22 protein-coding genes are annotated in these 23,225 nt (G+C 63.6%); 13 read left to right on the plus strand and 9 right to left on the minus strand.

Annotated elements, in window-relative coordinates; translation table 11 throughout:
- The first annotated feature begins 4 nt into the window (after positions 1-4).
- The 4 genes from pimC (at position 5) to GTW23_RS20890 (ending at position 4,401) form a co-directional block, all read left to right on the plus strand.
- On the plus strand, positions 5-1,207 hold the full coding sequence (pimC, locus tag GTW23_RS20875) for a pimeloyl-CoA dehydrogenase large subunit (RefSeq protein ID WP_252917347.1): 1,203 nt from the start codon (positions 5-7) through the stop codon (positions 1,205-1,207).
- A 78-nt stretch (positions 1,208-1,285) separates the two neighbouring features.
- Positions 1,286-2,440: an acyl-CoA dehydrogenase family protein gene (locus GTW23_RS20880; RefSeq protein WP_252917348.1), complete on the plus strand. Its 1,155-nt coding sequence runs from the start codon at positions 1,286-1,288 to the stop codon at positions 2,438-2,440.
- A 21-nt stretch (positions 2,441-2,461) separates the two neighbouring features.
- On the plus strand, positions 2,462-3,232 hold the full coding sequence (locus GTW23_RS20885; protein WP_252917349.1) for an SDR family NAD(P)-dependent oxidoreductase: 771 nt from the start codon (positions 2,462-2,464) through the stop codon (positions 3,230-3,232).
- A 128-nt stretch (positions 3,233-3,360) separates the two neighbouring features.
- Positions 3,361-4,401 carry an NADP-dependent oxidoreductase gene (locus GTW23_RS20890; RefSeq protein WP_252917350.1) on the plus strand — a complete coding sequence of 347 codons (1,041 nt, stop codon included), beginning with the start codon at positions 3,361-3,363 and terminating at the stop codon, positions 4,399-4,401.
- A gap of 64 nt (positions 4,402-4,465) precedes the next feature.
- Here the strand turns inward: GTW23_RS20890 and GTW23_RS20895 are convergent, their stop codons facing one another.
- Positions 4,466-4,795, minus strand: coding sequence for a DMT family transporter (locus tag GTW23_RS20895; protein ID WP_152010019.1), 330 nt, complete (start codon positions 4,793-4,795; stop codon positions 4,466-4,468).
- A 1-nt stretch (position 4,796) separates the two neighbouring features.
- A complete protein-coding gene (locus GTW23_RS20900) occupies positions 4,797-5,399 on the minus strand; it encodes a TetR/AcrR family transcriptional regulator (RefSeq protein WP_252917351.1) in 603 nt (200 codons plus the stop codon).
- Positions 5,400-5,751: 352 nt separating this feature from the next.
- Here GTW23_RS20900 and GTW23_RS20905 point away from each other — a divergent pair, with 352 nt between their 5' ends.
- The 3 genes from GTW23_RS20905 (at position 5,752) to GTW23_RS20915 (ending at position 9,230) form a co-directional block, all read left to right on the plus strand.
- Positions 5,752-7,551 carry an IlvD/Edd family dehydratase gene (locus tag GTW23_RS20905; protein WP_252917352.1) on the plus strand — a complete coding sequence of 600 codons (1,800 nt, stop codon included), beginning with the start codon at positions 5,752-5,754 and terminating at the stop codon, positions 7,549-7,551.
- Positions 7,552-7,655: 104 nt separating this feature from the next.
- Complete coding sequence (locus GTW23_RS20910; protein WP_252917353.1) at positions 7,656-8,537, plus strand: dihydrodipicolinate synthase family protein; 882 nt, start codon at positions 7,656-7,658, stop codon at positions 8,535-8,537.
- Positions 8,538-8,546: 9 nt separating this feature from the next.
- Positions 8,547-9,230 carry a GntR family transcriptional regulator gene (locus tag GTW23_RS20915; protein WP_252917354.1) on the plus strand — a complete coding sequence of 228 codons (684 nt, stop codon included), beginning with the start codon at positions 8,547-8,549 and terminating at the stop codon, positions 9,228-9,230.
- Positions 9,231-9,254: 24 nt separating this feature from the next.
- Here the strand turns inward: GTW23_RS20915 and ispD are convergent, their stop codons facing one another.
- Complete coding sequence (gene ispD / locus GTW23_RS20920; RefSeq protein ID WP_252917355.1) at positions 9,255-9,938, minus strand: 2-C-methyl-D-erythritol 4-phosphate cytidylyltransferase; 684 nt, start codon at positions 9,936-9,938, stop codon at positions 9,255-9,257.
- Between the two features lie 260 nt (positions 9,939-10,198).
- Here ispD and GTW23_RS20925 point away from each other — a divergent pair, with 260 nt between their 5' ends.
- The 6 genes from GTW23_RS20925 (at position 10,199) to GTW23_RS20950 (ending at position 16,936) form a co-directional block, all read left to right on the plus strand.
- A complete protein-coding gene (locus GTW23_RS20925) occupies positions 10,199-10,960 on the plus strand; it encodes a response regulator transcription factor (RefSeq protein ID WP_252917356.1) in 762 nt (253 codons plus the stop codon).
- An 88-nt stretch (positions 10,961-11,048) separates the two neighbouring features.
- On the plus strand, positions 11,049-12,467 hold the full coding sequence (iaaH, locus tag GTW23_RS20930; protein ID WP_252917357.1) for an indoleacetamide hydrolase: 1,419 nt from the start codon (positions 11,049-11,051) through the stop codon (positions 12,465-12,467).
- Positions 12,468-12,490: 23 nt separating this feature from the next.
- The gene (locus GTW23_RS20935) at positions 12,491-13,654 is read left to right on the plus strand and encodes a substrate-binding domain-containing protein (protein ID WP_252917358.1); all 1,164 of its coding nucleotides are present in this window, start codon (positions 12,491-12,493) and stop codon (positions 13,652-13,654) included.
- A 15-nt stretch (positions 13,655-13,669) separates the two neighbouring features.
- Positions 13,670-14,521 carry a branched-chain amino acid ABC transporter permease gene (locus GTW23_RS20940; RefSeq protein ID WP_252917359.1) on the plus strand — a complete coding sequence of 284 codons (852 nt, stop codon included), beginning with the start codon at positions 13,670-13,672 and terminating at the stop codon, positions 14,519-14,521.
- Complete coding sequence (locus tag GTW23_RS20945; RefSeq protein WP_252917360.1) at positions 14,499-16,241, plus strand: branched-chain amino acid ABC transporter ATP-binding protein/permease; 1,743 nt, start codon at positions 14,499-14,501, stop codon at positions 16,239-16,241. The genes GTW23_RS20940 and GTW23_RS20945 overlap by 23 nt, the downstream gene beginning before the upstream one ends.
- Positions 16,238-16,936, plus strand: a complete 699-nt coding sequence (locus GTW23_RS20950; protein ID WP_252917361.1) for an ABC transporter ATP-binding protein — start codon at positions 16,238-16,240, stop codon at positions 16,934-16,936. The genes GTW23_RS20945 and GTW23_RS20950 overlap by 4 nt, the downstream gene beginning before the upstream one ends.
- 81 nt (positions 16,937-17,017) lie before the next feature.
- Here GTW23_RS20950 and GTW23_RS20955 read toward each other — a convergent pair whose 3' ends face one another.
- The 6 genes from GTW23_RS20955 to GTW23_RS20980 form a co-directional block, all read right to left on the minus strand.
- Positions 17,018-18,523: an aldehyde dehydrogenase (NADP(+)) gene (locus tag GTW23_RS20955; RefSeq protein WP_252917362.1), complete on the minus strand. Its 1,506-nt coding sequence runs from the start codon at positions 18,521-18,523 to the stop codon at positions 17,018-17,020.
- Positions 18,524-18,535: 12 nt separating this feature from the next.
- Entirely contained in the window at positions 18,536-19,693 is a 1,158-nt protein-coding gene (locus tag GTW23_RS20960; RefSeq protein WP_252917363.1) for a fumarylacetoacetate hydrolase family protein, read from the minus strand.
- Positions 19,694-19,825: 132 nt separating this feature from the next.
- Positions 19,826-20,665 carry a fumarylacetoacetate hydrolase family protein gene (locus GTW23_RS20965; protein WP_252917364.1) on the minus strand — a complete coding sequence of 280 codons (840 nt, stop codon included), beginning with the start codon at positions 20,663-20,665 and terminating at the stop codon, positions 19,826-19,828.
- 31 nt (positions 20,666-20,696) lie between these two features.
- On the minus strand, positions 20,697-21,992 hold the full coding sequence (locus tag GTW23_RS20970; RefSeq protein WP_252917365.1) for an L-fuconate dehydratase: 1,296 nt from the start codon (positions 21,990-21,992) through the stop codon (positions 20,697-20,699).
- 22 nt (positions 21,993-22,014) lie between these two features.
- Positions 22,015-22,749 (minus strand): SDR family oxidoreductase, encoded by a 735-nt coding sequence (locus GTW23_RS20975; RefSeq protein ID WP_252917366.1) that lies wholly within the window; start codon positions 22,747-22,749, stop codon positions 22,015-22,017.
- A gap of 21 nt (positions 22,750-22,770) precedes the next feature.
- Complete coding sequence (locus tag GTW23_RS20980) at positions 22,771-23,223, minus strand: MaoC/PaaZ C-terminal domain-containing protein (protein WP_252917367.1); 453 nt, start codon at positions 23,221-23,223, stop codon at positions 22,771-22,773.
- Positions 23,224-23,225: the final 2 nt, after the last annotated feature.

Here is a 23,225-nt window from a genome sequence, read left to right on the forward strand (position 1 = left end):
AACCATGGATCTGAGATTCACAGAAGACGAGCTGGCTTTCCGCGACGAGGTTAGGACATTTTTCCGGGAAGCCCTGCCGCCAAGCATCCGCGAGAACATTGTCGCGGGCCATCACACCAGCAAGGAAGAACTGGTCACCTGGACCCGGATCCTGCACGACAAGGGCTGGGCCGTGCCGCATTGGCCGGTCGAGCATGGCGGCACCGGCTGGAGCCCGATCAAGCAGTACATCTATCTTGAGGAAATGAGCCAGACACCGGCGCCGGCGCCGCTTGCCTTCGGCGTCAACATGGTGGGTCCGGTGATCTACACCTTCGGCAACGAGGCGCAGAAGAGCCGCTTCCTGCCTAGGATCGCATCACTTGAGGACTGGTGGTGTCAGGGCTTCTCCGAGCCGGGCTCGGGCTCGGACCTGGCCTCGCTGAAGACACGCGCCGTGCGTGACGGTGACGAGTATGTCGTCAACGGCCAGAAGACGTGGACGACGCTCGCCCAGTATGCCGACTGGATCTTCTGCCTGGTGCGGACCGATCCGGATGCGCGCAAACAGTCCGGCATCTCGTTCCTGCTGATCGACATGAAGAGCCCGGGCATCACAGTACGTCCGATCCAGACGATCGATGGCGGCGTTGAGGTCAACGAGGTGTTCTTCGACGATGTCCGGGTTCCGGTCGAAAATCTCGTCGGGGAAGAGAACAAGGGCTGGAACTATGCCAAGTTCCTGCTTGGCAACGAGCGTGTCAACATCGCCCGCGTCGGTGTCTCCAAGGAACGTATCCGCAGGATCAAGGAACTCGCCGCCCAACAGCGGGTCGGCGGCGAACGGATGATCGACCAGGCAGAGTTCCGCGAGAAGGTGGCCGCGGTTGAAGTGCGGCTGAAGGCGCTGGAGATGACCCAGCTTCGGGTGCTTGCCGGCGAGGCAAAGCGCGAGAAAGGTACGCAGGATCCGGCCAGTTCGATCCTGAAGATCAAGGGATCGGAGATCCAGCAGGCAACGACGGAGTTGCTGATGGACGTCGTTGGCCCCTACGCCATGCCCTACATTCCGGAAGACGAGATCGACGGGCGCAACGAGCCGTCGATCGGACCTGACTGGGCTTCGACGATCGCGCCTGCCTATTTCAACACGCGCAAGGTGTCGATCTACGGCGGCTCCAACGAGATCCAGAAGAACATCATCGCCAAGGCCATTCTCGGCCTCTAGCACGGGACAGCATTCAGGGCCTGGAAACGGGCCCGCAATTCGGCGCCGGCGCGACCGGCCTGTCGGGAGAACACCAAGATGGATTTTGACCTTTCCGAAGAACAGACCATGCTGAAGGACAGCGTGGAGCGCCTGCTCAAGGACCAGTACGGTTTCGAGGCGCGCGGCAAGTATCGCGCCGGTGACACCGGCTTCAGCGAGAAGATGTGGAACCAGTATGCCGAACTGGGGCTGCTGGCGCTGCCGTTCGCGGAGGAAGACGGTGGTATCGGCGGCGGCGCCACCGAAACCATGATCGTCATGGAGGCGTTCGGAAAGGCGCTGATCCTGGAGCCGTTCTTTGCCAGCGTGATCCTCGCCGGCGGGGTGCTGCGCCACGCCGGTAATGGCGAGCAGAAATCGGCGCTCATCCCGGGCATTGCCGACGGCAGCCTCACGATGGCGCTGGCCTGCGCAGAGCCCCAGGGGCGCTATGATTTGTTCGACGTCGAAACATCTGCGAGGAAGAATGGCGACGGCTGGGTGATCGACGGCAAGAAGGCGCTGGTGCTGCATGGCGACAGCGTCGGCAAGCTCATCGTCTCGGCGCGGACGTCGGGGGGGGCACGCGATGAAGACGGGATCTCGCTGTTCATCGTCGATGCGGGTGCCGACGGGGTCTCGCGCCATGGCTATCCGACCCAGGACGGGCTGCGCGCCGCCGAAATCACGCTGCAATCGGTCAAGGTTGGCGCGGATGCGCTGATCGGCAGCGAGGGCAGCGCCTGGCCGGTAATTTCGCGTGTCGCCGACGAAGCCGTTGCAGCACTCTGCGCCGAGGCCGTGGGATGCTTCGAGAAGATGCACGAGCTGACGCTCGAGTACCTGAAGACCCGCAGCCAGTTCGGCACCACCATCGGCTCTTTCCAGGCGTTGCAGCACCGCGCGGTCGACATGTTCGTCGAACTCGAACAGTCACGCTCGATGACCATGTATGCCAGCATGCTGGCGACCGGCGACGACGCGGTGGAACGGGCCAGGGCGGTTTCGGCGGCCAAGGTGCAGATCGGCGAATCCGCCAAGATCATCGGCCGCGAGGCGATCCAGCTGCATGGCGGTGTCGGCATGACGATGGAATATGCGATCGGCCACTACTTCAAGCGGACCACGATGATCGACATCCTGTTCGGGGACGCCAACCATCACCTCAAGCGCCTCGCCCAGATGGATGGCCTGATCCGCGAAGATGCCTGACCCCTTGGAGAGAACCGCGCCATGACCCCTGCACTGCCCTACTCGCTTGACGGCAAGGTTGCCGTCATCACCGGATCGAGCCGCGGCATCGGTCGCGCCACGGCCGAAACCATGGCCGGGCTCGGTGCAAAGGTGGTGATCTCCAGCCGGACGGCAGATGCCTGCGAACCGGTGGCCGAAGCCATCCGCGCCGAAGGCGGCGAAGCGGCGGTGATCGCCTGCAACATTTCGCGAAAGGACGAGGTCGAAGGCCTGATAGCCGGCACGGAGAAACTCTATGGCGCGCCGGACATCCTGGTCTGCAACGCCGCGGTGAACCCGGCCTACGGGCCGCTTGCGGACCTTTCGGACGAGGCCTTCGACAAGATCATGGGCTCGAACGTCAAGAGCAACCTGTGGCTCTGCAACCGCGTGATCCCGGCGATGAAGGAAAAAGGCGGCGGCGCCATTGTCATCATCTCGTCGATCGCAGGGATGCAGGGCAACGCGGTGATCGGCGGCTACGGAATATCCAAGGCCGCGGACTTTGCGCTGGCGCGCAATCTTGCCGTCGAGCACGGCGGCGACAATGTTCGCGTCAATTGCATCGCCCCCGGCCTGGTGAAGACCGATTTTGCCCGCGCGCTATGGGAGGACGAAGAGATGCTCAAGAAGCGCACCAGAACCACGCCGCTCAGGCGGATCGGCCTGCCCGAGGAAATCGGCCCGGTGGCAGCCTTTCTCGCCTCTCCGGCGGCAAGCTTCATCACCGGGCAGGTCATCGTCGCCGATGGCGGCGTGACCATCGCCTGATTGAGGCCAAGGTGATCTGTTTGTTTCGATCCGGACCACACCATCAATCACACATTCACGGCATCGCCGCAGCTGGTCATCATTGACCCGGCGTGCTGCAGCAAGGCCCATCAAAATGGAGAAATACCATGTCTGACCAAATGCAGAGGATTGTCCTGGCCAAGCGCCCGGAAGGCCAGCCAGGACCGGACAATTTCCGTCTGGAAACAGTGGCTGTTCCATCGCCGGGTGACGGCGAGGTGCTGCTCAGGGTGCTCTACATGTCGCTCGATCCCTACATGCGCGGGCGCATGGACGATGCGAAGTCCTACTCCACGCCGGTGGCAATCGACGAGCAGATGGGTGGCGGCGCGGTTGGCGAAGTCATCGAAAGCCGCTCTCCGCACTTCAAGTCAGGCGACATCGCCATGGGCATGTTCGGCTGGGGGACACACGGCATCGTCAAGGCCAGAGAACTGCGCAAGATCGATCCCGATGTTGCACCTGACTCGACATCGCTCGGGGTGCTCGGCATGCCGGGATTTACCGGCTGGTACGGTTTCAACGTGATCGGCCAACCCAAGGCGGGCGAAACGCTGGTCGTCGGTGCCGCCACCGGCCCGGTCGGCTCGATGGTCGGGCAACTGGCGAAACAGAAGGGCCTGCGCGCCATCGGCGTTGCCGGCGGGGCGGACAAATGCGCCTATGCGGTGGAAGAACTGGGATTCGACGCCTGTATCGACCACCGCGCGGCGAGCGACGCCAAGGGTCTGCGCAAGTCGCTTTCAGAGGCCTGTCCTGATGGTATCGACATCTATTTCGAGAACGTCGCCGGGATGACACTGGAGGCGGTGCTGCCAATGATGAATGTCGGCGGACGGATCCCGCTTTGCGGCATGATCGCCTGGTACAATGCAGGCGCCCTTGGCGCCGGAGAAACGGCGGGGCCGGACCGGCTGCCGAAGGCCTGGCGGACGATCCTCGTCAACCGGCTGACCGTGGGCGGTTTCATCATCTCGGATCATTTCGACCGCTTCGGCGACTTCCTCGCCGAGGTCGGACCACTCGTTGGCAGCGGCAAGATCGTCTATCGCGAAGATGTCTCCGAAGGGCTGGAGAACGCACCAGCGGCCTTCATCCGCATGCTCGGGGGCAAGAATTTCGGCAAGACGCTGGTCAAGGTCGCCTGACCGGTGCGGGGTCCTCCCTTCACACGAAAACCCCGCCCGGATGTGCACCAGCCTCCGGGCGGTTTCAATGTGGGGCCGAAGCTGAAAGCAGGTTGAGCACAAGCACACCGGCAACGATCAGGGCAATGCCGAGATAGGCGAACAGGTCCAGTTTCTGGCCAAACAGCACGATGCCGATGAGCGTGACCATCGCCACTCCGGCGCCGGCCCAAACGGCATAGGCAATGCCGACCGGAATGGTCTTGAGAACGATCGCCAGGAAATAGAACGAAATGGCGTAACCGACCACGGAGATGCCGCCATATCCCCACCTGGTAAACCCTTCGGAGGCTTTGAGCGCCGTGGTGGCGATGACCTCGCCGGTGATCGCGATGCCGAGAAACAGCCATGGCATGTCACTGCCCTCCTTCGTGGGGACGAGAGGACGTCCTCGCCCCGGTTGCATCAAGTGTTTCAAGAAAGGCCAGGATCTCCCGGCGCACCGGTGTATGTGAATCCGGTCCACCGCCAAGGTCGGACAACCAGAGGCCATCGGCCGCCAGACGCAGGGTACGGGCGATCGGTGTCAGGTCGGTTTCAGCGTGCCGCTGAAGGCGCGCCTCCACCCATTGGTTCCAGCGGGCGCAATAATGCGGGTCGGAGCTGAGCATGAGCATCAACACAGCCAGACGCTTTTCCTCGGGCACGGACATGTCGATTGCGGCGACGACCCGCAGATAGGCTCTAGAGAACCGTGCCTGCCGGTTTTCATCGCTTTCAAGCACATCTTCCACCCGGGCGTCGAACCAGTCGACAACCTCTTCAAACAACCCGTCGATCAGCGCTGTCTTGCCGGGGTAGTGGTGCAGCAAACCGCCCTTGCTGACGCCTGCCTCACGCGCCACATTTTCCAGGGTCAGAGCCGGCAGACCATGATCGACGATCAGCCGTGCTGCGCATTCAAGCAGTCTGGCCCGCACGGCGTCCGGATTGTTCTTGCGTTGAGGTTTCGTCATCATGGTAAAACATACCGTCTGGACGGTTTTTATGCAACCGATATTCAAGTCGTTTGCTTCGCATCAGAACACGGGGCGATCATGGAACGGACGCTTCCGATCCAAGCGGTCGAAAGCGAGGCGATCAGCAGCGGTCGCAAAAGGCTGCGATGCACGAGCAGGCTACACCCGCCTCCGCAGGCTCAGCCCGGAATGAGCTGATGATTTATGTGCGGACATTGTGCAAACCGATTTATGTCAGGTGCAGGGGCTGCTAAAACTGCCCATCGAATGGCGATGATGGCCGGCAACTGACCGCCACCTTTCGCATCATCATTCATTGCGACGCGCAAGCGAAACGGGATTGGAGACCAAGATGTCAGACGAGACGAAAAAGACGCCGCTGCGGTCACAGCTCTGGTTTGACAATCCCGAGAACCGGGAAATGACGGCGCTCTATATCGAACGCTACGTCAATTACGGCCTGACGCGCGACGAGTTGCAATCCGGAAAGCCGATCATCGCGATTGCGCAGACGGGATCGGACCTGTCTCCGTGCAACCGCCATCACATCGAACTCGCCAAGCGCGTCCGCGACGGCATCATCGCCAATGGCGGGGTGCCGCTCGAAGTGCCGGTGCATCCTATCCAGGAAACCGGGAAACGGCCCACGGCCATGCTCGACCGCAACCTCGCCTATCTGGGGCTGGTGGAATCGCTGTTCGGCTATCCGCTCGACGGCGTGGTGCTGACGATCGGCTGCGACAAGACAACACCGGCGCTCTTGATGGCGGCCGCCACCGTCAACATTCCGGCGATCGCGTTCTCGGTCGGTCCGATGCTCAACGGCTATTTCCGTGGCGAGCGCACCGGATCCGGCACGATCATCTGGAAAGCCCGCGAGCTGCATGCGGAAGGCAAGATCGACGACGAGCAGTTCGCCGAACTGGTGACGTCGTCGGCGCCGTCGGTGGGCTACTGCAATACCATGGGTACGGCCTCGACGATGAATTCGCTGGCCGAAGCGCTCGGCATGCAGTTGCCCGGATCGGCGGCGATCCCGGCGCCTTACCGCGAGCGCGGGCAGATGGCCTATGCCACCGGCAAGCGCATCGTCGACATGGTCCGTGAGGACCTCAAGCCATCCGACATCATGACCCGTCAAGCCTTCGAGAATGCCATCGTCACCAACTCGGCTCTCGGCGGATCGACCAACGCGCCGATCCATGTGGTGGCGATTGCCAGGCACATCGGCGTCGAGCTTACAAACGACGACTGGCAGACACTGGGGCACCATGTGCCGCTGCTGACCAATCTCCAGCCCGCAGGGACCTATCTGGGCGAGGACTTTCACCGGGCCGGCGGCGTTCCCGCCGTCGTGGCCGAACTGTTGAAGGCCAATCTGCTGCCGCATCCGGGCGCGCTGACCGTCAACGGCCGCAGCATCGGAGAAAACTGCGCCGATCGCGAGACCGAGAACCCGGATGTGATCCGTCCGATCACCAATGCGCTGATGCAGGACGCGGGCTTCCTCAATCTCAAGGGTTCGCTGTTTGACAGCGCCATCATGAAGACCTCGGTGATCTCGCAGGAATTCCGGGACCGGTACCTCTCCAATCCCGACGACAAGGACGCGTTCGAAGGTGTCGCGGTGGTGTTCGACGGACCCGAGCACTACAACCGGATGATCGACGATCCGGATCTCGCCATCGATGAAAACTCGATCCTGGTGATGCGCGGCGCAGGCCCACTCTGCTATCCGGGTGGTGCGGAAGTGGTCAACATGCGGCCGCCGAGCTACCTGCTCAAGAAAGGCATCACCGCCCTGCCCTGCATCGGCGACGGCCGGCAGTCGGGGACGTCGGCCTCACCCTCGATCCTCAATGCCTCGCCGGAGGCCGCAGCCGGCGGTGGGCTCGCACTGCTGCGCAACGGCGACAGGATCCGCATCGACCTCGGCAAGAGCCGGGTCGACGCTCTCGTGCCGCAAGAGGAATGGGAGCAGCGCGCCCGGGATCTCGCCGCCTCTGGCGGCTACCAGATCCCGCCAAGCCAGACCCCCTGGCAGAAATACTTCCGCGAGCTGGCGGAGCCGTTCTCGGAAGGCATGGTGCTGCGCGGGGCGGACGAATTCCAGCGCGTCGCCCAGAAGTCGGTTCCCCGCGACAATCATTGACGCCGCAACTGGCTGACACGCGCGATCCGGGCTTTACCGCCCGGGGCAGATCCTGTACTGACATCGTACTAACATGTTAGCTCCAACAGACTGGCTTATCCTTGATGTCCAAACCTATCTTCGGCCTTTCGGCCGCCCTGGTGACTCCTTACACCGCCTCAGGCGCGGTCGATCTTCCCAAGCTTGCACGACATGCCAGCGCCATGCTGGCGCGCGGCTGCGACAGCGTCACCCTGTGCGGCACCACCGGCGAGGGCTACGGTCTGTCGCTGGAGGAGCGCAAGGCCATGCATCACGCGGTGGCGCAGAGCCTGCCTGCGGATACACGCATCCAGGTCGGCATCATGGCGTCGGCCATCGATGACGCGGTCGCGCAGTCAAGGGCCGCACTCGACGCCGGCGCGAGCGGGCTGCTGATGGCGCCCCCTTTCTATCTCAAGGGCGTCGATGACGAGGGGGTTTTCAACTGGTTCAACCAGGTGTTCGAACGCATTGGCGGGGGACTGCGCGGCGTCATCATGTATCATATTCCCGGACAGACCGCGGTGGCGCTGTCACCGGAACTGATCGCCCGGCTGCGCAAGGCCTGGCCCGGCGTGATCACCGGCATCAAGGATTCCTCCGGCGACTGGGAGACGGCCGAGCGCTATATCGCGAGCCATGGCGACATCTCGGTGCTGGTCGGCGACGAGCGGCTGCTGCCGCGCGCCATGGCCAAAGGCGCCGAGGGATCAATCTGCGGGGTGGCCAACATCACGCCGGAACTGCTGGCGCCGGTGATCCATTCGGGCGGCGACGGGCGGCTGGTGAGCGAGATCGTCGACCTGATTGTCGCCAACCCGGTGATGCCCGCGGTCAAGGTGCTGGTCGGGCACCTGGCGCGCGATGCCGGTTTCGATGCCGTACGGGCGCCGCTCACGGAACTGAGCCCGGAGCGGAAGTCGAAACTGATCCAATCCTTTGACGCCATCATGGCCATGGACTGAGGAGAACCGATGATCGCGCCCCAGACGCCGCACAACAAGGATGGTGAACCGCTCAAGCTGCGCGAGCAGGCCTATGAGGAATACACACGCAGCCTGTTGTCACAGCAGATCAGGCCGGGGCAGTTCATCACCCAGCGGCAACTGGTGGAGATCACCGGATATCCGCTCGGCGCGATCCGGGAACTGGTACCGCGGCTCGAGGCCGAAGGCCTGATCCGCACCGTGCCGCAGCGTGGCATGCAGGTTCCGCAGGTCGATCTCAACCTGGTGCGCAACGCCTACCAGTTCCGCGAATTCATCGAGGTGGCGGCCGTCAGGCTGTTTGCCACCAATGCCGATGCCGGCCTGATCGCAAGGCTGCGCGCCCACCATGAGCAGATCATCGAACGGTTCGAACGGGGCGAGGAAGACGGGCTGATGCAGGACGCGGAAGCCGTCGATCTTGAACTGCACGAGGCGATCATCGACGGGCTCGGCAATGACATCATTGCCCACGCCTACCGGGTCAACTGGATCAAGATCAGGCTGATCCGCCTGGCCGAGACACGGCTTTACGTGCCGATGATCCCCTCGGTGATCGGCGACCATTTGCGCATCATCGAGGCGCTCGAGGCGCGCGATCCCGACGCCGCTGCCGCGGCTATGCAAAGGCATATCGAGATCGCGCGGCGGCGCGCGGTCAACATGGGGTAAGAGCGGCCGCGGCGCCGGGCCTCGTCAGTCCGCCCGGCGGTCATTCTCAAGACGCATCAGTTCGGCCTGGGCCCGTTCCAGATCGGCAGCGGTGGTGATCTTGAAATTTTCTTCCGCGCCTTGAACGATCCTGACATCCATGCCGGCTGCGCGGGCAACGGCGACATCGTCATGGGCCTCGCCATCGTGCCCCCGATGGGCGGCTAAAATGGCATCGAATGCAAAACCCTGCGGGGTCTGCGCCCGCCAGAGCCCGTCGCGCGAAACAGGTGCAAGGGCGTGGTCGCCGTCGGCATTCCACAACGCGTCAACCACAGGAAGCGCGGCAAACGCGCCTTCGGCCTGATCGAGCGCGGAAAGCACTGCCACGATCACGCGCGCGGGGATGAACGGGCGCGCCGCATCATGGATGAGGATCTTGCCGGTGCCTGTGTCGCGGAAGGATTCGAGACCCAGGCGCACAGACTGCGCCCGCGTCGCGCCGCCATGCACCGGGGCAAGCAGCCGCCTGTCATCGATCCCGGCCAGGGCCGCTTCGCACAGGGCCTGGTCGTCGGGATGAATGACCACGCGCAAAAGATCGATCGCATCGAGCGCCAGGAACGCGTCGACCGCCCGGCGGAGCGAACAGATGCCGCCGACGGGGAGGAACTGTTTCGGGATCTCGCCGCCGAGGCGATGGCCGCGGCCGGCCGCGACTATAAGCACGGAATTCAACATGGATTTCGACTAGCCGTTCTTCCAGTAAACTTCAATCCGCGTTTCCGGCTGGCGGATGCCGAAGGGGCTGGCTGCTTGCGGGCGGCTCTGTCTCGGCGGCCCGATCCCGGAGATTGCGCCGGCGACAGGAACTGTCGGCACAGCGCCGTAATGGCTCAGTTTCCTATCCGTCATCGAGCCGGATTGAAAGAAACCGGCCTTGTGTGTATCGTCGAGCTTCGATTGCGCACCAACCGGCGGGCCCGTCCTTGAACCTGACGACAAAGGAAACCGATCTCGTCTTCAGCATCATGGCTGACCTTTCCTACGGCTACGGCTCGAACGAGTTGCGCCGCCGGGTCGGGCTCAAGCTGCTGGACCTGCTTGGCGCGCAGTATTTCGCCTCCTATGTCTGGAACAATTCCCAGAACGCGTTTTGCGATCGTGTGTCGATCAACATGAGCGACGACAATCTGGGCGCCTATGAGCAGTACTTCCAGTATTGCGATCCGATCACGCCGGTGCTGCAGCGGCGGCGCAAGGCCACTAGCGTCAGCGAGATCATGCCGCGCAGCCGGTTCGAGCGCACCGAGTTCTTCAACGATTTCCTTGCCAATGACGGTCTCCACTTCGGCGTGAACTTCTACGCCTATTCCGGCGGAACCAATATCGGCGACCTCAGGATCTGGCGCGGCAAGAACAAGGAGGATTTCAGCCACCGCGAGCTTGAGATCCTCGACGCCATCGGCCCGGGTTTCACCAATGCGATGCGCAGTGCCCTGGCGCGGGAGACGAGCGCGCAAGGCAAGGTCGACCTTGTCTCCGCGCTCGAGCAGGCCGCCACCGGCGCGATGCTCACCGCACGCGAGAAGGAAATCTGCGCAGCCGTGCTGGCGGGCCTGTCAGATCAGCAGATTGCCGCAAGATACGGGATCTCCTTCACGACGGTCCGGTCCCACCTCAAGCACATCTATGGCAAGCTCGGGATCAGCGGGCGCACCCAGCTTCTCTCCAGGGTGATCACGCACTGAACTGAAATATCCTCATTACTGAGGATAGAAATCGCGGCTCCGCCATACGCATCATGTCCCTCGGTCCGAAACCACAGGCGGAGGGAAAATGCCACATCACGATCTCGACCTTTTCGACCTCACGATCACGCAGGCTCTCGAAGGGCTTACGGCACGGCGCTTCTCCGCCCGCGAATACGCCGAGGCTCTGATCGCGCGCTCGGAAGAGCAGAAATCGCTCAACGCTCTGGTGTCGCACGACTGGGACAAGCTGTTGGAAGCCGCCGGCAAGGTGGATGCTTCCGGCAAGGCCGGGCAGAAGCTCGGCGGCATCCCGCTGTGCATCAAGGACAACATCAACACAGGCATCCTGCCTGCGGGCGCCGCCACCGGGGCGCTGGCAAGCCATGTCGCCAAGGCGCCCGCGCCGGTGGCAAAGGCGCTGTTCGATGCAGGCGCGCTGCTCGGCGCCAACGGCAACATGCACGAGCTTGCCTTCGGCATCAGCTCCAACAACGGCGTTACCGGCGCGGTCCACAATCCCTGGAACCCGGCCATGATCCCCGGTGGATCGAGCGGCGGGGTCGCAGCTGCCGTCGCGGCGCGGATGATGCCCGGCGGCGTCGGCACGGATACCGGCGCATCGGTCCGGCTTCCGGCATCGCTCTGCGGTCTCGTCGGCTTCCGTCCCACCGTCGGGCGCTATCCGGGCGAAGGCATCGTTCCGATCAGCCACACCCGCGACACCGCAGGGCCGCTGACCCGATCGGTCGCCGACGCACAGCTGCTCGACCGGGTGATGGCGGGCGGCGTGCCCGCGACAGCTCCAGCAACACTGAAGGGACTGCGGCTCGGTGTGCCGCGCACCTATTTCTACGAGACCCTCGACCCGGCCGTGGCCGCCAACGCGGAAGCCGCGCTCGACGCGCTGCGGAAAGCCGGCGTCGTGCTGATCGAGGCGGACATTCCGGATATTGGCGCGCTCGATGCGGCGGTCAGCTTCCCGGTCGTGCTCTACGAATTCATGCAGGACCTGCCGGCCTATCTTCGCGACCAGGGACTGGACCTGACCATGCAGGATATTCTCGACGGCATCGGCAGCCCGGACGTCAAGGGGCTGGTTGCCTCACAGCTTGGCGCGGATGCCATGCCCGAAGCCGTCTACCGCAAGGCGATCGACGAGGATCGGCCGAAGCTGCTGGCGGCCTATGCCGACTATTTCAGGTCGCACGACGTCGAGGCGGTGATCTTCCCGACCGCGGCCCTTCCGGCCAGGCCGATCGGCGACGACGAGACCGTGGAGTTGAACGGCGAACGGGTTCCGACCTTCCCGACCTTCATCCGCAACACCGATCCGGGCAGCAATGCCGCGATTCCCGGCATCAGCCTGCCGTCCGGTCTCAGCCCCGGCGGCCTGCCGCTGGGCATGGAGCTCGACGGCCCCGCGCTCTCGGACGACCGGCTGCTCGCCATCGCCGCCGCCATCGAAACCGTCTTCGCCTTCGATGCGAAACCACCAGTCCGTTGAAACCTAACAACCGGGGAACAAACATGAAAAGACGCGACTTCATCAAATCATCGCTCACCGTGGCCGTTGCCGGCGCGCTCTCGGGCACTGCCCTCACCTCGGCCTTCGCCGCAGGCCCGATCAAGGTCGGCATCCTGATCCCGCTGTCGGGCCCTGCAGGTCTGTTCGGCCCTTCCTCGCAGAACTGCGCCCAGATGGCCGTTGACGAGATCAACGCCAGCGGCGGCATTCTCGGCCGCCAGATCGAACCGGTGTTCGCCGATGTCGGAGGGCCGCCCGCCGACGCCACCCAGGCGGCGCTGAAACTGTGGAAGGGCGAAAAGGCCGAAGCCTTCATCGGCATGCATGACAGTGCCGTGCGCGGCGCGCTGACCAACCTGTTCAAGGGCCAGGTGCCCTATATCTACACCCCCGTCTACGAGGGCGGCGAGTGCGCCGCCGGCACCTATGTCATCGGTGAGACCCCGGACCAGCAGCTGGCCCCCGTCATTCCGTGGCTGGCCAAGGAAAAGGGTGCGAGCAAATGGTACCTGATCGGCAATGACTACAACTGGCCGCGCGACACCAATGCAGCCGCAAAGGGCTATATCGAGGCGTCGGGCGGCGAAGTCGTCGGCGAGGAATACCTGCCCTTCACCGCTGATAATTTCGATTCCAACCTCGCCAAGATCAAGGACACCGGCGCCAACGCGGTGCTGATCACGCTGGTCGGCGGCGCGTCGGTCGGCTTCAACCGGGCCTTTGCCAGCTTCGGCCTCTCCGACAGCGCCATCCGTCTTGGTACGCTGATCGAGGAGAACACCCTGGCCGGCATCGGCGCGGAGAACTCCAAGGGGCTCTACTCCTCGGCCGGCTACTTCGCCTCCATCGACACGCCAGCCGCCAAGGCCTTCGCGGAAGCCTATGCCGCCAAGTTCGGAGCGGACGCGGCAGCGCTCAATTCGCTGGGTCAATCCTGCTACGAGGGCGTGCTGCTTCTGAGCGCGCTGGCCGGCAAGGCGCAGTCGCTGTCAGCCAGCGATATCGACACCATCGCAGAAGGCACAACCTATGAGGGGCCGCGCGGTGCGGCGACGATGTCGAACCGTCATGTCGCCAAGGACATCTACCTGGCCCAAGCCGACGGCACCGCCTTTACGGTGGTGCAGACCTTTGCCGATGTCGATCCCGGCAACAATTGCGGCTGAGGATCGGCAAGGGCGATGGATCTCGTTGTCACCTACGGGCTTAATTTCGCCTATTCCACCGCAACCCTGGGACTGATCGTCCTGGGGCTTGCGGTGGTGTTCGGCCTGCTCGGCGTCATGAACATGGCACATGGCGAGTTCGTCATGCTTGGCGCCTACAGCGCGCTGATGGTGCAGCAGGCCGGATTGCCGTTCGTGCTGGCCATCCCACTCGCCGTGATCGTCTGCGGCGCGCTGGGCTGGCTGATGGAATGGTCGGTGATCCGGCATCTCTACCGGCGGCCGTTCGACACGTTCCTGGCCACCTGGGGGATCGCGATCCTGATGCGCAAGGGCGTCGAGGTGAGTTTCGGTCGCGAATACCAGAGCGTCGACCAGTCGCTGCCCGGCACGGTCAGCCTGATGGGCATCGATTATCCCGCCTACCGGCTGGTGCTGATGGCGGTGATCGTCACGATGTTTGCCTTACTGTTTGTCTGGTACCAGCGCTCCAACACCGGCGCCCGGATCAAGGCGATGGTGCAGAACCCCGATCTTGCCGCAGCCGTCGGCATCAATACGGCGCGGCTTTCGCGCGCGACCTTCGTCACCGGCGTCGCCATCGCGGGGCTCGCGGGCGTGTTGCTGGCGCCGCTGGTGCGGGTCGAACCCTATATGGGCCTCGATTACCTGCTCTCCTCCTTCTTCATCCTGGTGGTCGGCGGGCTCGGTACGCTTGAGGGCCTCATCATTGGCTCGAGCATCATCGGCGGCGCCGATGTCGTCATCTCCGCCATTTTCGACAAGACCGCCGGCTATCTCGGCGTGCTTGCGATCTCCATCCTGTTTTTATGGTTGAGGCCCGATGGCATTTTCTCGCGCCGCTAAACTCACGCTCGCAGCCCTGCTTCTGGCGTTTCCGTTGCTCTCGGACAGCTTCACCGCCTACCAGCTCGGGCTCTACCTGCTCTACGGCATGGTGGCGCAGGGCATAGCGCTGTGCTGGGGTCGAGCCGGCTTCCTGCCGCTCGGGCAGGCGCTGTTCTTCGGCATCGGCGCCTATCTCTCGGGCGCTGCGCTGAAGGCGGATCTGGGCTGGGCGCTGCTCATTCCGGCCTTCGCCGTCGCCTGCCTGGTGCCCGCACTTCTGGCCGGGCTTGTCGGTGCGCTGGTGTTCAACCGGCAGACCGGCTCGGGTCCCTACTTCTCGCTGATCACGCTGGCGCTGTCGATGCTCGGATTCCAGCTTGCCAATTCGCTCAGCGGCATTACCGGCGGGTTCAACGGCATGACCGCAATTCCCGGACTGCCCGGGATCGATACCTACGAGACGCTCTATTTCGTCATCGTTGGAGTGCTGGTCGTCTCCACCCTGGTGCTGGCGCATGTGATGCGCGCGCCGTTCGGGCAACTGCTGATCGCCATCCGCGAGAACGAGGAGCGGCTGCAGTTCTTCGGTTTCCGCACATCGATGCTCAAGGCTGCGGCCTTTGGCATCAGCGGCGGCATCGCCGGTCTCGCAGGCGCGCTTTACGCGCCGCATCAGGGCATCGTCACGCCCCAGGCGGTGGGCTTCGTGCTCTCGGCGGAACTCCTGATCTGGACGGCCGTCGGCGGCCGCTTCGGCCTCATCGGCCCGGTCGCCGGCGCGGTGCTGATCGGTTTCATGGCAGCAGGCCTGCGGGACTCGTTCCGCTATTGGGAAGTGGCCGTCGCGCTGGTGTTCATCCTCGTCGTGCTGAAGATGCCGGGCGGTATCAGCGGGCTGTTTTCGGCGGCACTCTCACGGTTCGGCGGCGGGAGCTCAACCCGCCATGAAGCCCCCACACCGCAATTGCTTGCAAGCAAGGACCAACGCGCTGCGCCCGACCTGCGGTTCGACACTGTCGGCGTCAGCATGGGCCCGGTGCGGATCCTCAACGGCTTGAGCTTTTCCATATCCCGCACCGGAATCCACTGCATCATCGGACCGAACGGCGCCGGCAAGACCTCGGCGCTCAACGTGCTCACCGGCCGGCTTCCGCTCGGGGCCGGCGAGATCAGCTGGCGCGGCGTGTCGCTCGGCAACACCCGGCCCTTCATTGCCGCGCGCAACGGCATCGGCCGGAAGTTCCAGGTTCCGTCGATCTTTCCGGAACTCAGCGTCCGCCAGAACATCGAGATCGCGCTCTGGGCGAACCGCATCGGCACGACGGAAATGTTCTCGATGCGGCCCTATGGCTGGACGACGCAGATGCTTGGCGAACTCAAGATTCGCTTTCCCTTCCTCATGCAAAGCGACAAAATGGCGGGCTCGCTGTCGGTGGGCCAGCGGCAGATGCTGGATTTCTCGATGACAGTTCTGGCCGAACCGGACCTGGTGCTGCTCGACGAGCCCTGCGCCGGATTGTCCGCCGACGAGACCCGGCAGATGATCGAGGCGATCGCCGCGATCGCCGGGGAGACAAAGGCCACCTTCATCATCATCGAGCACGACATGCAGGTGGTGGAGCGGCTCTCCGACCATGTTCTCGTGATGCACCAGGGGGCACTGCTTGCCAACGGCACCATGACCGAGATCCGCGCCAACGCCGATGTCGCACGCGTCTATTCGGGAGGCAGCAAATGAAAGCCGCGCCTCTTCTCTCGATCGATAATCTCACCGGCGGATATGGCGAGATCGTCATCGTCACCGATCTGTCGCTCGCCTTGTCGCAAGGCCAGGCGCTGTGCGTGACCGGACGCAACGGCGTCGGCAAATCGACGCTCGCGCGACTTGTCACCGGGTCGCTCATGCCGGCATCAGGCCAGGTGGTATTTTTGGGAGAGGATCTCACCTTCGCACCGGCGCATGGCCGCGCCAGGCAGGGCATGGGCTATGCGCCGCAGGAAGGCGTGGTGTTCGATACGTTGAGCGTTGCCGAGAACCTGACGCTGCATCACCGCGACCGCTCGCTGGAACGCTACAAGGAGCTTTTCGCCATGTTCCCGCGGCTGCCGGACCGGCTCGGCCAGCGCGCCGGAACCCTTTCGGGCGGCGAAAAAAAGATCCTGTCCTTCTGCCGGGCGCTGGCGGAGGACACGAAGCTGGTGATCCTGGACGAGCCGACCGAAGGCGTGCAGCCGGAAAACATCGCGCTGATGGCCGAAGCGATCAACCGGGCGAAAGATGCGGGTCGCGGCTTCCTGATCATTGAGCAGAATTTGAGCCTGGTCGAGGCGGTGGCGGATCAGGCGGCCCTGATGGATCACGGCGAATGCATCTACACCCATTCCGGCACGATCAATCTTCGCGCGGAACTGGCGGAACGGCTCAAGATCTGAACCGGGATCTACAGAATGAAAAACCGGCCCCGTCCGTGAGGACGAGGCCGGCCTGTTTTCAACAACGCTGAGACGTGACGATCAGTTGAAGTCGTCGGGCAGCAATTCGGCAGGCATGTTCTGGTAGCAGACCGGACGCAGGAAGCGGCGGATCGACAGCGTGCCGACCGAGGTCGCGCCGAAATTGGTCGAGGCCGGATAGGGGCCGCCATGCACCATGGAATCGGCTACCTCGACGCCGGTCGGGAAGCCGTTGGCCAGCACCCGGCCCGCCTTGCGCTCGAGCACCGGCATCAGCGCGCGGCCGTTTTCCGTGTCGCCTGCATCGAGATGCAGGGTGCAGGTGAGCTGGCCGTGGAGGCTTTTCGCGACCTGCATCATCTCGTCGAAGCCGGAGACCCGGACGATCAGGCCGAGCGGCCCGAAGACTTCCTCACCGAGGATCTCGTTGTCGAGCCATTCCTTGCCGGTGGTGGCGAACAGATAGGGCGTGGCGTTGCGCAGATCGCAGGTCGAGGTCAGCAGTTGCTGGATGCCGGTGACGCCGGCAACCCGGTCACGACCGGCGCGATAGGCCTGGGCGATGCCGTCGGTCAGCATGGTCTGCGCGCCGACCGGCGAGAGTGCCGCCGTCGACGCTTCGACAAAGGTGTCGGCCTCGGGGCTGTCAATGATGACGGCAATTCCGGGATTGGTGCAGAACTGGCCCGCGCCCATGGTCAGCGATCCGGCCCAGCCCTTGGCGATCGCCTCACCGCGTGCCTTGACGGCTTCGGGCAGCAGGAACATGGGGTTGACCGAACCCAGTTCGCCAAAGAACGGGATCGGCTCGGGGCGCTGGGCGCAGAGGTCGAACAGGGCACGGCCGCCGGCGAGCGAGCCGGTGAAGCCGACAGCCTTGATCAGCGGGTGCTGGACCAGGCTCTGGCCGACGTCACGCTTGCCGCCCTGGATCAGCGAGAAGATGCCGGGATGCATGCCGAGCTTCTTCAGCGCCGCGTCGATCGCCTGGGCGACGATTTCGCCGGTGCCGGGGTGTGCGGAATGGCCCTTGACCACGACCGGGCAACCAGCGGCAAGTGCTGCCGCCGTGTCGCCGCCGGCGGTGGAGAAGGCGAGCGGGAAGTTCGACGCGCCGAAGACGGCAACAGGGCCGATCGGGCGCTGGATCATGCGCAGATCAGGACGCGGCAAGGGCGCGCGGTCAGGCAGAGCCTCATCGTGGCGGCGGTCTAGATAATCACCCTTTTCGATGTGGCTGGCAAACAGACGCAACTGGCCGGTGGTGCGGCCGCGCTCGCCCTGCAGGCGGGCTTCGGGCAGACCCGATTCCGATGTGCCGATGGCAGTGATCTCTTCGCCACGCGCCTCGATCTCGTCGGCAATGGCATTGAGAAGAGCAGCGCGCTCGGCGCGGCTGGAATAACCGAAGCTCCAGAAAGCTTCTTCCGCAGCCTTCACCGCCGCATCGACGTGGGCAGGCGTGCCGACCGAGAATTCATGGACATCGCCATGCGCCGGTTCACTCTTGAACGTTGTCTCACCAGCAACCCAGTTTCCGGCAATCAGATGTTTTCCAGTCAGCATGTCAGTCTCCAGTCAAATAAGATTTCGCGCGGCAAGGTTCCGCATAAAAGAGGCGACCCCGAATGTCCATTCCGGGCACTCTGTCGACAGCCGGACCGTGTTGGTCAGATTGCCAAGCCGAGGCGACGAAATGGTGACGACATCGCCGATCTTGTGGGTAAATCCCTCGCCCGGCGTATCACGATCCTGAGTCGGTGCGAACAGCGTGCCGAGGAACAGCACAAGCCCGTCGGGGTACTGATGATGGCGACCCAACGTCTGGGCAACCAGATCGGCCGGGTCGCGGCTGATCTGGTTCATGGAGGAATGGCCCTTGAGCACGTAGCCGTCCTCGCCGGTCACCGTCAGGTCGAGTTCGGCCTCGCGGACGTCATCAAGGGTGAAAGCGTCATCGAACAGACGGATCATCGGGCCGATGGCGCAGCTCGCATTGTTGTCCTTGGCCTTGCCCAGAAGCAGTGCCGAACGACCCTCAACATCGCGCAGATTGACATCGTTGCCAAGCGACGCGCCGACGATGCGTCCTTTCGACGACACCGCCAGAACGATCTCCGGCTCCGGATTGTTCCATTTCGAAACCGGATGGAGGCCGACCTCCGCGCCGGGGCCAACCGAGGACAGCACCTGCGCCTTGGTAAACACTTCGGCGTCCGGACCGATGCCGACCTCGAGATACTGGCTCCACAGCCCCTCGGCGATCAGCGCCGCCTTGACCTGGGCGGCTTCGTCCGAACCGGCCTTGATGTTGCGCAGCGAGCCACCGATGATGTCGCCGACACGGGCTCGAATATCCTGCGCCTTCTTCGGGTCGCCGGCAGCCTTCTCCTCGATCACCCGCTCGACCATGGACGAGGCAAAGGTCACGCCGCAGGCCTTGACCGCCTGCAGATCGCAGGGCGCCAGGAAATGCGGCCTTGCCAGATCACCGGCCATGTCACCGGCCGGATTGGCGGCCAACGAAGCGAGATCGCCGATGGTCACGCCGCCAGCGCTGCGCACGTAGGCTGCGGGATCCTCCATCTCGCAGATGTCGCGCACGCTCGGGGCCTGTTTCGAGGTGATGTCAACGATCTTGCCGTCGCGAAGCGTCACCACCGACGGCCCCTGGACCTCCGGCGACCAGATGCGGCCGATGAAAACGCCATCGTCAGGCAGGTTGAAGTCGGTCATTTCGGTAATCCCCCCAGATGCAGAAAGCAGCGGTGATGTTTCGGGCAGTTTGGCTCGAGCCGCAAGCCTGTACCGACGAAAATGGCGCCGGAGATATCCCGGCGCCGCACATTCAGACGTTTTAGCTGTGCCTCAGGCCTTGCCGACCTTCTGGCGCTGCTGGCCCAGTCCCTCAATACCGAGCTCGATGATCTCGCCGCCCTTTAGATAGGTCTGCGGCTTCTGGCCCATGCCGACCCCGGGAGGCGTTCCGGTGGAGATAACGTCGCCGGGCTGCAGGCTCATGAACTGGCTGACGTAGCTGACCAGATGCTGGACGCCGAAGACCATGGTCCTGGTGGAGCCGTCCTGGTAGCGGTGGCCGTCGACTTCGAGCCACATTTTGAGGTCCTGCGGATCGGCAACCTCGTCGCTTGTGACGAGCCAGGGGCCGATCGGTCCGAAGGTGTCGCAGCCCTTGCCCTTGTCCCAGGTTCCGCTGCGCTCGATCTGGAATTCGCGCTCGGAGACGTCATTGACGACGCAGTAGCCGGCGACATGATCAAGCGCGTCGGCCTCATCGATATAGACGCCGCCCTTGCCAATGATGACGCCGAGTTCGACTTCCCAGTCGGTCTTGACCGATTTGCGCGGGATCAGGACCGTGTCGTTGGGGCCGCAGATGGCGCTGGTGGCCTTCATGAAGATGACCGGCTCCTTGGGCACCTCGGCGCCGGTTTCGGCGGCGTGGTCGGAATAGTTCAACCCGATGCAGATGAACTTGCCGACCTGACCGACACAGGGACCGATGCGGCCATCGTCCAGCACCGGAAGTGTCGACGGGTCGATTGCGGCGATCTTCGCCAGGTTATCGGGCAGCAGCGCGTCACCGGCAATATCACCCACGACAGAAGAGAGATCGCGGGCCTTGCCATCGGCATCGAGAATGGCGGGCTTTTCCTGTCCGGGGGCGCCAACGCGAAGCAGTTTCATGATGTTCGTTCCTTGTGTCTGTTGAAAGCGGTCAGGCGACCGCAGCCTTTGACGGCGTGAAGGTGTACTGGGTTATGGATCTGGCTTTCATCTCGATCGAGAAGCCGGGCGATACAGGCGGCATGTAAGCTGCATCGCGAATGACGCACGGGTGCAGGAAATGTTCGTGCAGATGGTCGACATATTCGATTACCCGCCCCTCCATTGTGCCGGATATGGCGACAAAATCAATCATCGAGAGATGCTGGACATATTCACAAAGGCCAACGCCGCCGGCATGCGGCCATACTGGAAGTTCGTACTTCGCCGCCATCAGCAACACCGCCAGCACCTCGTTGAGCCCACCCATACGGCAGGCGTCGATCTGCACCACGTCGATGGCGCCGCCGACGATCATCTGCTTGAAGATGATGCGGTTCTGGCACATCTCGCCGGTCGCCACCTTGACCGGCGCTATCGCCTCGCGAATGGCCTTGTGGCCGGCGATATCGTCCGGGCTGGTCGGCTCCTCGATGAAGAACGGTTTTGCAAAAGCCAGTTCCTTCATCCAGTCGATGGCTTGGCCGACTTCCCAGACCTGGTTGGCATCGATCATCAGGAAACGGTCGGGACCGAGTTCCTCGCGCGCGATCCTGAGCCGGCGGATGTCGTCTTCAAGATCGCGGCCAACCTTGAGCTTGACGTGATCGTAGCCGGCCTCGACCGCCTCGCGGCACAGCCGCCGAAGCTTGTCGTCGGGGTAGCCGAGCCATCCCGCCGAAGTGGTGTAGCTGGGGTACCCGGTCGCTTCGAGGCTCGCGATCCGCTCCGCCTTGCCGGGCTCTGCGCGGCGGAGGATGTCGAGCGCCTCGTCGCGGGTGATCGCGTCGGTGAGATAGCGGAAATCAATGATGGAAACGATCTCCTCGGGGCTCATGTCGGCGACGAGCCGCCAGACCGGCTTGCCCGCCTGCTTGGCGAGCAGATCCCAGACCGCGTTGACCACGGCGCCGGTCGCCAGATGGATGGCGCCCTTGTCAGGACCGATCCAGCGCAACTGGCTGTCGGAGGTGACATGCCGCCAGAACCGGCCGGGGTTTTCGCTGATCCAGTCGAGATCCAGGCCGACGACGAGATGGCGCATGGCCCCGATCGCGGCGCAGCAGATGTCGTTGCCGCGGCCGATGGTGAAGGTCAGGCCGTGACCTTCCAGACCCGGAGTATCGGTCTTGATCACCACATAGGCTGCCGAATAGTCCGGGTCCGGATTCATCGCATCGGAACCGTCGAGGCTCAGCGATGTCGGGAATCTGAGATCGTGGGTCTCTAGGCCGGTGATTGTGGTCACGTGATCTGTCCCGGTTCTGCTCTCAGATGGTCCAGCCGCCATCGATGGCGTAGGCCTGACCCGAGGTGTAGGTGGCGTTTGCCAAGTAGACCGCGAGGTCGGCGATTTCCTCGGGCGTTCCGAGCCGGCCCATCGGCTGGCGGGCGATGAAAGCTGCGCGCGCGGTCTCGTAGTCGCCCTGCGCGCGCATGCGCTCCTGCAGCGACGGGCTTTCGACCGTGCCGGGGCAGATGGCGTTGCAGCGGATGCCCTGCCCGACATAATCGGCGGCCACCGACTTGGTCAGCCCGACCACGGCGGCCTTGGTGGTTGAATAGGCAAAGCGGTTGGGCACGCCCTTGATCGAGCTTGCCACCGAGGACATGTTGACGATCGCGCCGCCGCCGCGCTCGATCATCGCCGGCAGTACCGCGCGGATGGTGCGGATCATCGAGCGGACATTGAGATCAAGCGCGAAGTCGAAATCCGCGTCCGGCATCTCCAGGATCGAGCCTGCGTGAACGAAGCCTGCGCCGTTGAACAGCACGTCGACCGGACCGACGGCGGCAACCGTGGCGACAATGTCGGCATTGTCCAACACGTCGAGCCGGCGGGTTTCGATCCCGGTCATGCCACCCATTTCGGCCAGCGTGGTTTCATTGATGTCGGTGGCGATGACGCGCGCACCGGCGGCGGCAAACGCGAGTGCGGTCGCGCGGCCGATGCCCTGGCCTGCGGCTGTCACCAATACCGTCTTGTCCTTGACCCAATCTGCCATGTTGTCTCCCTAGGTTGCCGCTCAGTCGGGCTTTTTCTTGCGTTCAACGATATAGATGTGGTCGGCGACCAGCACCACCTCATCCTTCTGATTGATGACCTCGGTGCGCTCGAATACCCGGCCCATGTCCTGGCGCTTCGGATCATCCTCCTTGGAGGCAATCGTGGTGCGGGTGTGGATGGTGTCGCCGATGAAGACGGGCCTGACAAAGCGCAGCCGGTCATAACCATAGGAAAACGCCACGGGGTTGATGACGCTCGCCGTCAGCCCGACGCCGATCGAAAAAACCATGGTGCCATGGGCGATGCGCTGGCCGAAGCCTTGGGTCTTCATGAACTCGGCGTCCATGTGATGCGGGAAAAAGTCGCCGGTATGCCCGGCATGGACGACGAAATCGGTCTCGGTGATTGTGCGCCCGTAAGTCACGCGCTGGCTGCCGATTTCGTAGTCCTCGAAATAGGTTGTCTGTTCCATAC

The organism is Parahoeflea alexandrii (assembly GCF_024105735.1).
Taxonomy (GTDB): domain Bacteria; phylum Pseudomonadota; class Alphaproteobacteria; order Rhizobiales; family Rhizobiaceae; genus Hoeflea; species Hoeflea alexandrii.

Coding starts and splice junctions, on each gene's coding strand:
- pimC (WP_252917347.1), top strand. CDS start 5: ATGGATCTGAGATTCACAGAAGACGAGCTGGCTTTCCGCGACGAGGTT.
- GTW23_RS20880 (WP_252917348.1), top strand. CDS start 1,286: ATGGATTTTGACCTTTCCGAAGAACAGACCATGCTGAAGGACAGCGTG.
- GTW23_RS20885 (WP_252917349.1), top strand. CDS start 2,462: ATGACCCCTGCACTGCCCTACTCGCTTGACGGCAAGGTTGCCGTCATC.
- GTW23_RS20890 (WP_252917350.1), top strand. CDS start 3,361: ATGTCTGACCAAATGCAGAGGATTGTCCTGGCCAAGCGCCCGGAAGGC.
- GTW23_RS20895 (WP_152010019.1), bottom strand. CDS start 4,795: ATGCCATGGCTGTTTCTCGGCATCGCGATCACCGGCGAGGTCATCGCC.
- GTW23_RS20900 (WP_252917351.1), bottom strand. CDS start 5,399: ATGATGACGAAACCTCAACGCAAGAACAATCCGGACGCCGTGCGGGCC.
- GTW23_RS20905 (WP_252917352.1), top strand. CDS start 5,752: ATGTCAGACGAGACGAAAAAGACGCCGCTGCGGTCACAGCTCTGGTTT.
- GTW23_RS20910 (WP_252917353.1), top strand. CDS start 7,656: ATGTCCAAACCTATCTTCGGCCTTTCGGCCGCCCTGGTGACTCCTTAC.
- GTW23_RS20915 (WP_252917354.1), top strand. CDS start 8,547: ATGATCGCGCCCCAGACGCCGCACAACAAGGATGGTGAACCGCTCAAG.
- iaaH (WP_252917357.1), top strand. CDS start 11,049: ATGCCACATCACGATCTCGACCTTTTCGACCTCACGATCACGCAGGCT.
- GTW23_RS20935 (WP_252917358.1), top strand. CDS start 12,491: ATGAAAAGACGCGACTTCATCAAATCATCGCTCACCGTGGCCGTTGCC.
- GTW23_RS20940 (WP_252917359.1), top strand. CDS start 13,670: ATGGATCTCGTTGTCACCTACGGGCTTAATTTCGCCTATTCCACCGCA.
- GTW23_RS20945 (WP_252917360.1), top strand. CDS start 14,499: ATGGCATTTTCTCGCGCCGCTAAACTCACGCTCGCAGCCCTGCTTCTG.
- GTW23_RS20950 (WP_252917361.1), top strand. CDS start 16,238: ATGAAAGCCGCGCCTCTTCTCTCGATCGATAATCTCACCGGCGGATAT.
- GTW23_RS20955 (WP_252917362.1), bottom strand. CDS start 18,523: ATGCTGACTGGAAAACATCTGATTGCCGGAAACTGGGTTGCTGGTGAG.
- GTW23_RS20960 (WP_252917363.1), bottom strand. CDS start 19,693: ATGACCGACTTCAACCTGCCTGACGATGGCGTTTTCATCGGCCGCATC.
- GTW23_RS20965 (WP_252917364.1), bottom strand. CDS start 20,665: ATGAAACTGCTTCGCGTTGGCGCCCCCGGACAGGAAAAGCCCGCCATT.
- GTW23_RS20975 (WP_252917366.1), bottom strand. CDS start 22,749: ATGGCAGATTGGGTCAAGGACAAGACGGTATTGGTGACAGCCGCAGGC.
- GTW23_RS20980 (WP_252917367.1), bottom strand. CDS start 23,223: ATGGAACAGACAACCTATTTCGAGGACTACGAAATCGGCAGCCAGCGC.